General features: G+C 62.8%; 7 protein-coding genes. 1 reads left to right on the top strand and 6 read right to left on the bottom strand.

Translation table 11 applies throughout. The annotated features are described in order from the left end of the window. The 6 genes from AC1DWT_RS48320 to AC1DWT_RS48295 all read right to left on the bottom strand — a co-directional run. Window positions 1-1,004: substrate-binding domain-containing protein (locus AC1DWT_RS48320; protein WP_477925987.1), on the bottom strand; the 1,004-nt coding region annotated here is incomplete at its 3' end. A 392-nt stretch (window positions 1,005-1,396) separates the two neighbouring features. Next, window positions 1,397-2,542 carry an Rv3169 family protein gene (locus tag AC1DWT_RS48315; protein WP_477925986.1) on the bottom strand — a complete coding sequence of 382 codons (1,146 nt, stop codon included), beginning with the start codon at window positions 2,540-2,542 and terminating at the stop codon, window positions 1,397-1,399. Window positions 2,543-2,563: 21 nt separating this feature from the next. Further along, window positions 2,564-2,944 (bottom strand): hypothetical protein, encoded by a 381-nt coding sequence (locus tag AC1DWT_RS48310; protein WP_095863813.1) that lies wholly within the window; start codon window positions 2,942-2,944, stop codon window positions 2,564-2,566. After that, a complete protein-coding gene (locus AC1DWT_RS48305) occupies window positions 2,941-3,948 on the bottom strand; it encodes a phosphotransferase family protein (RefSeq protein ID WP_206012538.1) in 1,008 nt (335 codons plus the stop codon). Before AC1DWT_RS48305 ends, AC1DWT_RS48310 begins: the two co-directional genes overlap by 4 nt. Beyond that, on the bottom strand, window positions 3,945-5,162 hold the full coding sequence (locus AC1DWT_RS48300; protein ID WP_241031263.1) for an acetyl-CoA hydrolase/transferase family protein: 1,218 nt from the start codon (window positions 5,160-5,162) through the stop codon (window positions 3,945-3,947). Before AC1DWT_RS48300 ends, AC1DWT_RS48305 begins: the two co-directional genes overlap by 4 nt. Then, window positions 5,159-6,034, bottom strand: coding sequence for a cyclase family protein (locus AC1DWT_RS48295; RefSeq protein ID WP_206012537.1), 876 nt, complete (start codon window positions 6,032-6,034; stop codon window positions 5,159-5,161). The genes AC1DWT_RS48300 and AC1DWT_RS48295 overlap by 4 nt, the downstream gene beginning before the upstream one ends. Before the next feature lie 799 nt (window positions 6,035-6,833). Here AC1DWT_RS48295 and AC1DWT_RS48290 point away from each other — a divergent pair. Next, the coding region (locus AC1DWT_RS48290) for an amidohydrolase family protein (RefSeq protein ID WP_477925985.1) at window positions 6,834-7,418 on the top strand (585 nt) is incomplete at its 3' end.

The following is a 7,418-nucleotide window of genomic DNA, read 5'->3' as shown; positions in this document are numbered from 1 at the left end:
GTGTGGGCGACCAATTCGCCATCGTTGTCACTGAGCGAGACGAGGTACATGTCCTGAAGTAGGGCGTGGTCACCTGAGCGGATTGTCATAGGTCCTTTCGGCGCCTCGAATGACCACCCGTCGAGTGCCTCGATCATGCCTTCGACGTCGTCGGGGCCCGCAGTGGATAGTGCATGCACGATCTGCTGAGCAGCCACGAATCCGTCGTGGGTGGACAGGTCGGCATCGGGCACTCGCTCGGTCAGGCAATCGTTCATTTCGCCGCCTGGTGCGCCTGGGTAATAGTGCGTCACGAAGTTGATCTTCTCGGCGGCGTCACCATAGATTGACCAGTGCGGCTTCTCGACCAGCACGCTCGCGACCGTGGTCGTGTCCAAGATTCCTTGTTGCGACATCGCTTGCCACATGGACGGAGCCCCATCGCCGTAATAGACAACAATCAGTAGATCGGGCTTCAACTCGCTGATTCGCCGCGCGTAGGGCGTGAACTCATTCGTGTCCAAAGGCACAAGCACTTTCTCTACTTCAGATCCGCTCGATTCGAGGATGCCGGTGATCGTAGAGGCGTACTTCTGTCCGAATGCGTAGTCCTGGGCAAGTACTACCGTCTTGTTATTGTTCTTCTCGAGGACGCTGCTCAGGGCGGCCGCTTCCTGATACGCCTGTCGCGAGGCACGGAAAGTGTTGGCGTTCAGACCGGTGACATCATCGATCCCCGCGGCACCGGAGATGTACAGGAGATTCTGTTGCTCGGCGAAGTGGCCGAGTTGCATCGCGGCGGCGGACGACGTGGTGCCGGTGAGGATGTTGATCCCGTCACCAACCATCCTGGTGGCCGCAGCGAGCGTCTGCTCGGGATCGCCGCCGTCATCGGCGTAGACGAATTCGATTGGCTTGCCGTCGACTTCGCTGGTGCCTTCGGTGCTGCAGTACAGGCCGGCCTCCAGTCCGTCCTTGATCATGTTTCCGTAGGTACCGAACGATCCGGTGAGCGACGTTGTCACGCCCACTCGTATCGCATCTCCCGATGTGCCGGAACCCGTCGAGCTGCAAGCGACCAACCCGACCGATGCCAGCAATGCTGCGGACAGTACACATGCGCCTCGCCGTGTACTCCGTAAAATCACCACAATTTGCCCCTTCAGGAAGATTCTCGTTGCACGAAATGCCTGCATCTGAGGAATGCGACTGGCCGAAATCGCTCCATGCTGCGTCAGAAGTGGTCAATCTCGTGGTCTTCGACCGAATTCTTATTGGTTCGCCACGGTCACAGGAGATTCAGAATTCATGGACTCGAAATGCGTTCCGATTATCAGAATGTCGCGAGCGATGGCTGAAGTCAAGGGTTTCAGAGAGTTTCGGCTGTACGGTCCATACCGTCCTGGCCTGGTGCTTCTCAGACGAGGAGGTTCCAGCCCTTCCTGCCCGATATGCACACTTCATAGGCCACGGGGTCGATGGTCTGGTATATCCCGAGAACGGTCTGGCCGTCGTCACGTGTGACGCGGCAGAGATGCTCGTCGAGGCCGCGGATACCGATCCGGGTCTCCGGTCGACTCAGATCATACGATTCTCCCTCGGTCAGGTCGGGGCCGGCATAACCGCCTTGGTGGATGTCACGATCCGGTGTGCCGCCGTACATTCCGCATCGCAGATAGGCCGTCTGCTGGCCCACCCGCTCGTAGTGGAGTTGGACTTGCTTGCCGTTGTCGAACTCGTAGTCGACGATGGCTTCGACGAAGAGGTCCGTGTCCGGCTCGAACCGGAGTCGGCGGGTGGGTTTGAGGACTCGCGTCGAACCCGATGTCGAGTCGCCGAACGGGTAGAAGAGTCGGTCACCCCACAGCGCCCAGTCCGGAAATGCCACGAAGGCGTTGCCGTTGGTCCCTACGTGCAGGCGGCCTCCCAGGGACAACTCCGGTCCCCCGACACCGCGTCCGGTGCCCCAGTGGCGATCCCTCGTTCCTGCGGCATTCGGACCCAAAGTGGTTCGTTCGCCCTCGATCTCGACCCATCCGGTCACCGAGCCGAAGCATTCGAATCCGCTGGTGACATCGTTGCGGCGACCGGTCGGAAAGCCGTGCGCAGAGTCCGACAGCGGTTCGCGAAAAACCTGCCGGGTGGTGTCGTGGAACGTCAAATCGTAGCTGACTCCCCACTCGTTCGGCTCGAGGACGTAACGCCATTCCCGCAGACCGCGAACAATCGTGGGCACGATCGGTCCCACGCGCAGGTCGGTGCGATCCGCGCCGATCGAGCGGAAACTCCGGACGGTGGTATGTCGGCCTTTCGAGTTGACGATCGCGTAGGCCTCGGCCCGATCGAGGTTCGGATAGAGGCTGCCGCCCGTGGCGATCAGCAACTCGCCGGTGTCGTCGTGGATCACCACCCAGTGGCGTTCGTACGCCCGGGGATCCCCTGTCCACATGACCCGTACGGGATCCGGGGTTTGGTGGACGAAATAGTCATCTATCGGCGATAGCGGGAACTGTTCGGCCAAGTGCTCGTCGCCGGAGATCGATTTTGGTGGTAGTGCGTTCACGTTTGCTCGTCTTTCTGCCTGTCAGGCGGGATCGGTGGCAACCCGCCACTGCAGGTACTGTCCGATTTCGGCCCGACGCTGTCGAAACTCGGGGTCTGTGGGAATGGTGGAGATGAGCTGAGTTAACGATCCTCGTAGCTCCTCGTTTCGCGCGACGACAGCTGTGATGTCGGTCGGGGCAGGCGCCTGCGCCTCGACGCCGGCGTTCAGGAGTTCGGTGAGCCGAGCGTTGTCGTCCAGGAGGAAGGGCAATGCCGTGTCCCATGATGTGGCAACCCGCTTGATCAGTCGGCGTGCGTTGCTCAGTAATTCGGACGTCTCGACCGGAAGCGAATGAGATCCGTCAGCGAGATCGAGAAGCCGATCGACTCCGGACAATTGCTCGTGAATGGTCGGTCTCATCGGATATCCTCCTTGACTACGAAATCGAGCAATGTCGCCAGTACCCGGCGGGTGGGGCGAAATGGCTCGTCACTACGGCCATCGAGAAACGATCGCAGACCGCTGACCTGCATCACCGCGGTCTTGAACGTCGAAAAGGCCTGCCACCACCGAAGGTTGCCGCGGTCGACCTCGAATCCTGTGGCTCGCTCGTAATGCTCGATCAGATCGTCGGCATCCCACGCCCCGTCGATCAGGTGCTCCATCCTCCGCAGCGGCTGCGTCACCCACCCGAGGTCCTCGAGCGGATCGCCGAGATGAGCCAACTCCCAGTCGAGCAGTGCGGTAATCCGATCACCGTCCAACAGAATGTTGCCGGGTTTGAAATCGGCGTGGACCAGAACGGTGCGAGCCGGTTCGGGTGCTGACGCTCGTAGTCCCGCAATCGCAAAATCCAACTCGGGCAACGGCTCCAGCTGGTTGTGACGCAGAACCTTCTCCCAGGCGTCGAGTTCGGCGGGCGCACCGAGCCGGCCGGAACCATCGAGTACCGCTGACAACCCGAGTGCCTGCCAATCGGTGCTGTGGACTTGCGCCATGAGTTCGCAGAAGCTTTCGGCAAGGGCCCGCCGCTGAGTGATCGAGCGTTGCGGGTCCGAAAGCACGCGGTAGTCGCAGTCACCTGGGCACCGCTGCATGATCAGCGAGGGCCGGCCGAGCCATCGCCCGTCGGCGTCCAGCCAGCGGGCACCCGGGGTTGGCAGATCGCTGCTCTCCAGCATGCCGAGCAACGCGAACTCCACGTTGCGGTCTGTGTCGACCAGGCCTCCGTCCGGGTCGCTGCGCAGGATCAGCGGCTCGCAATGCTCGGTGCCATTGTGGTCGGTCACCAGGTCGAACACCCAATTGTCCCGGGACCTGCCGACACCGATGCGGTTCAGGCCTACTACGCGAGCACCGGCCCCATCCAGTTGGTCGGACAGGAATCTGGTGAGTCGGTCGTCAATTTCGGATGGTGGTGTCATCGTTGGTGTCCGTTCTGTTCGTGAAGGCTCGATCGGTGCTGAGGCGCCGCGATCGCGATCATGGCGTCGGCGCGTTCGCGCAGAGTCCGCCCTCTGAGATCGACGACGCCGAACTCGGTGGCCACGAAGTCGATGCTCGTTCGCGGCGTCGTGACGGTCGGGGGCTGCAGCTGCCGAACGATCCGGGAGGTTCGTCCGCTGTGTGCCGTCGCAGCGAGCGCGACGATCGATGCCCCGCCGGGCGAGCGCTGAGCGGCCCGCAGGAATTCTGCTTGCCCACCGGTGGCTCCCAAATATCTGCTGTCGATCTCTTCGGCGTTGACTTGACCGGTGAGGTCTACCTGCAGTGCCGAGTTCACTGCGAACAGTCGGGGGATCGACGCTGCGGCTGCCGGACCGATTACCTCGGCGACCGGCCGTACCCACGTTGTCGACGTGGCGATGTGCTCGTACAGTTCCTCGGAGCCCGCGGCTTCGCTGATGATGACCGAACCGGGCTCTTCGCAGAGTGATCCAGCGCGATGCAGATCCAGCAGCCAATCGCCGGCGAGGGTCGATCGAACACGTAATCCGCGGCGTACGGTCAGCGCCTTCCCGATGGCTGAGGGGACCGCGCCGATGCCGAGTTGGATGGTCCCGCCGTCAGGGATCAGCGGCAGGATATGCCTGGCGATTCCGTGGTGATCTTCATCCACTGCTGGTGTGGGCACAATCGGAAGAGGCCGGGACGTGTGGATGACGGCAGCGAACGTGGAGGCCGGAAGTGTTGGCGCGGACGTGGTTGGCATCGCGGCATTGACCTCGGCCACCACGGTTCGTGCTTGCGAGATCAGTTCGTAGGTGTAGTCCATCGCCATTCCCAAGCCGTGGCATCCCTGCGAATCAGCGGGGGACACTTGCATCAGGAGCACGAGGTTGCTCCGGGCACGCAAAGGCAACAGGCGTGGCAGGTCGTCGAAATTGCAGGGGATTACCTCGGCGTGGCCGGTGGCCGCGAGCTTGCCGAGTGGCCCCATTGCACCGAAGGACACGAGCGGACGCTGCGGCGCGGATCCTTTGAGCGCATCGCTGTGGCTGAGTCCGACGAAGATCTCGACCTCGGGTGGGCAGGCCGCGAGGAGCTGATCGAGCAGTGGCGTCGGCTCCCCGACGCCTTGCGCCACCACAACCAGGTCTCCGGGCCGCACGAGATCGGCAGGCCAGTTGCTGTTCACAGGATCGCCACGGGCGTCACCGGAGTTCCGGTCGAGCCGACGAGGGGGATCGGGGCGAACAGCAGGAAGAACGTCGAACGATCGAGGACGGACAGCGCCTCCGCGAGTTCCGCGAGATCCAGGTTCTCGATCAGCGGCACGCCGAACTGGTGGAGGAGCACCAGATGCGCCGGAAAGCCGGGTTCAGCCGATTGCTGTTCGACCGCATAATTGTCCGCACCCACCAGCGCCACGTCACGGCTCGCGAGCCAGCGGGCGGCCTCTTCGTTGATGCCGGGTTCGTCCGCGAAGTAGGAGTCGCTCGATCCCTTCGATTCCCACCACCCGGTCCGGACCAATACGGCGTCGCCCGGCTCAACCGACACGCCGGCTTCGGAAATGCCGCGCTCGAGTTCTTCAGGTCCGACCGCGGTCTGCGGGGCGAGCGGCCCACCGGATGCGCGTACCAAGTCGACGAGAATGCCACGGGTGGCGACCGGTGCGAGCTTCTCGGCGCCGCACCGCTGTGCGCCTTGCGTACTTCTGGTGAGGGCAGACGAATGCCCATTGTAGAGTTCGTCCCCCGACCACGCATGAGACAGCGCGTCGACGTGAGTACCGCTGTGGGTCGCGAATTGCACTGTGTCCTCGGCGAATTTGAATCCTCCCGGCGTGCGTGCACCGAGCGCGTAATCACCGGCGTCGCGGTTCATGAACCGCGACGGCTGTTGCCGGTGGCCGGGCGCAGGTGTCTTCGGGCCGAGGGGTTGGGCCAGCGACAGCGTCTGGCCGGTGGCGACCAAGCCCGCGGCCCTGCGCGTCACGCCGGTTGTGACGAGATTGAGTGCACCGGCTTCGTCGTCGGCGCCCCATCGTCCCCAGTTGTTGCTCATGCGCAACTCCGATCCTGTGTCAGTTGTGCCGGCGCCAGTGCCGGCGCCTGTTCGCCTAGACCTCGACGCACCACTTTTCCGGTCGCGACGTCGTCAATCAGCGCCTCCGCTCGAGGCGATTCGGTAGCGCATGCTGCGAGTAGCGCAGGCAGGCTCGCCGCTGCGGGTGGGTCAGCCATGGTTCTTCGAGTCGTGATGGCACATAGCGATCTATCTCCTCAGGGGTTCCGCTCAGCGCTCAACGAGCTCGCGACGGTGAACCGGCAACCCTCAAGCTCTCGGTTTTTCGAAACTGATTTCGCGTATTCGAATATTAGCGATCCGCGCGCGGCGACGTCAAGGGTCTGGGCGGTGGGCGCCTTCGGACCGCTCGGGGTCGCGTGCGCCCCGCGTTCGTGAATTGCCCCCGCCCGGGCGACTTCGGCACAGCGGCGCGACAAGCGAAGCGGGAGAAGTCAATTGCATGTGAGCGCGACCTGGAAGGTCGGACCCGTCCACCGCGCGACGGCAGTGGCCACGGAAGGCGGGACGGGTCGGTGTCAAGTCTGCCGACTTGCCTCTTCGTGACAAACCGGCCAATACGGGATTTCTCTTGACAAGTCCCGCGGTCCGGTGACACATTTCACAACTAGGAAAATGGTTCCGAATTCAGGAAGACTGCGTCGGGTCGCATTCCGCCAACAGAGGCGACACTCGAAGGGCGCCCTATGGCGCCGGAATTGGAACGGACAATCCCGTTCGGGTCTCGCCGCTGCGCTTCACCAATCCTGGATTCCCCGAGGCTGAGAAGGAGAAAATCGTGACGATCAAGCTTCGCAACGCACGGCTGATCGATGGTACGGGGGCAGAGCCGTATCTCGCCGAAATCGTGATCGAAGGGCAGCGGATCCTGAGTGTCGCTGCCGAGGGGACCGGAAACGGGCAGGACCCCGACGCCACAGTCATAGACGTCGGCGGCGCGACGGTCATGCCGGGACTGATCGATGCCCACTCGCATCCGAGCTTCCTTCCCGAGATCGACCTTGCGAAAATGGGCAATCTGCCGGTCGAGGAGCACACGTTGCTCACTGCTCGCAACGCACGGCTGATGCTGGATCAGGGCTTCACCAGCATCCTGTGCGCCGCATCGGCGAAGCCGCGACTGGACCTGGTTGTCCGGAACGAAATCAACGCGGGCAACCTGATCGGACCGCGCATGCTGGTCGCATCACCCGAGCTGACCGTCACCGGAGGAGTCGGTGATGTCCGGCTGCCGCACATGCATCGGCAATCCGTCGAACATGTCTGCGATGGTGTGGATCAATTCCGCCAGACGACGCGGTGGTACATGCGTGAAGGCGTCGACCGCCAGACGACGCGGTGGTACATGCGTGAAGGCGTCGAC

The organism is Rhodococcus sp. P4_B6, from assembly GCF_056402215.1.
Note: the sequence above shows the minus strand (reverse complement) of the source record. Positions and strands in the feature narration are given on the sequence as shown.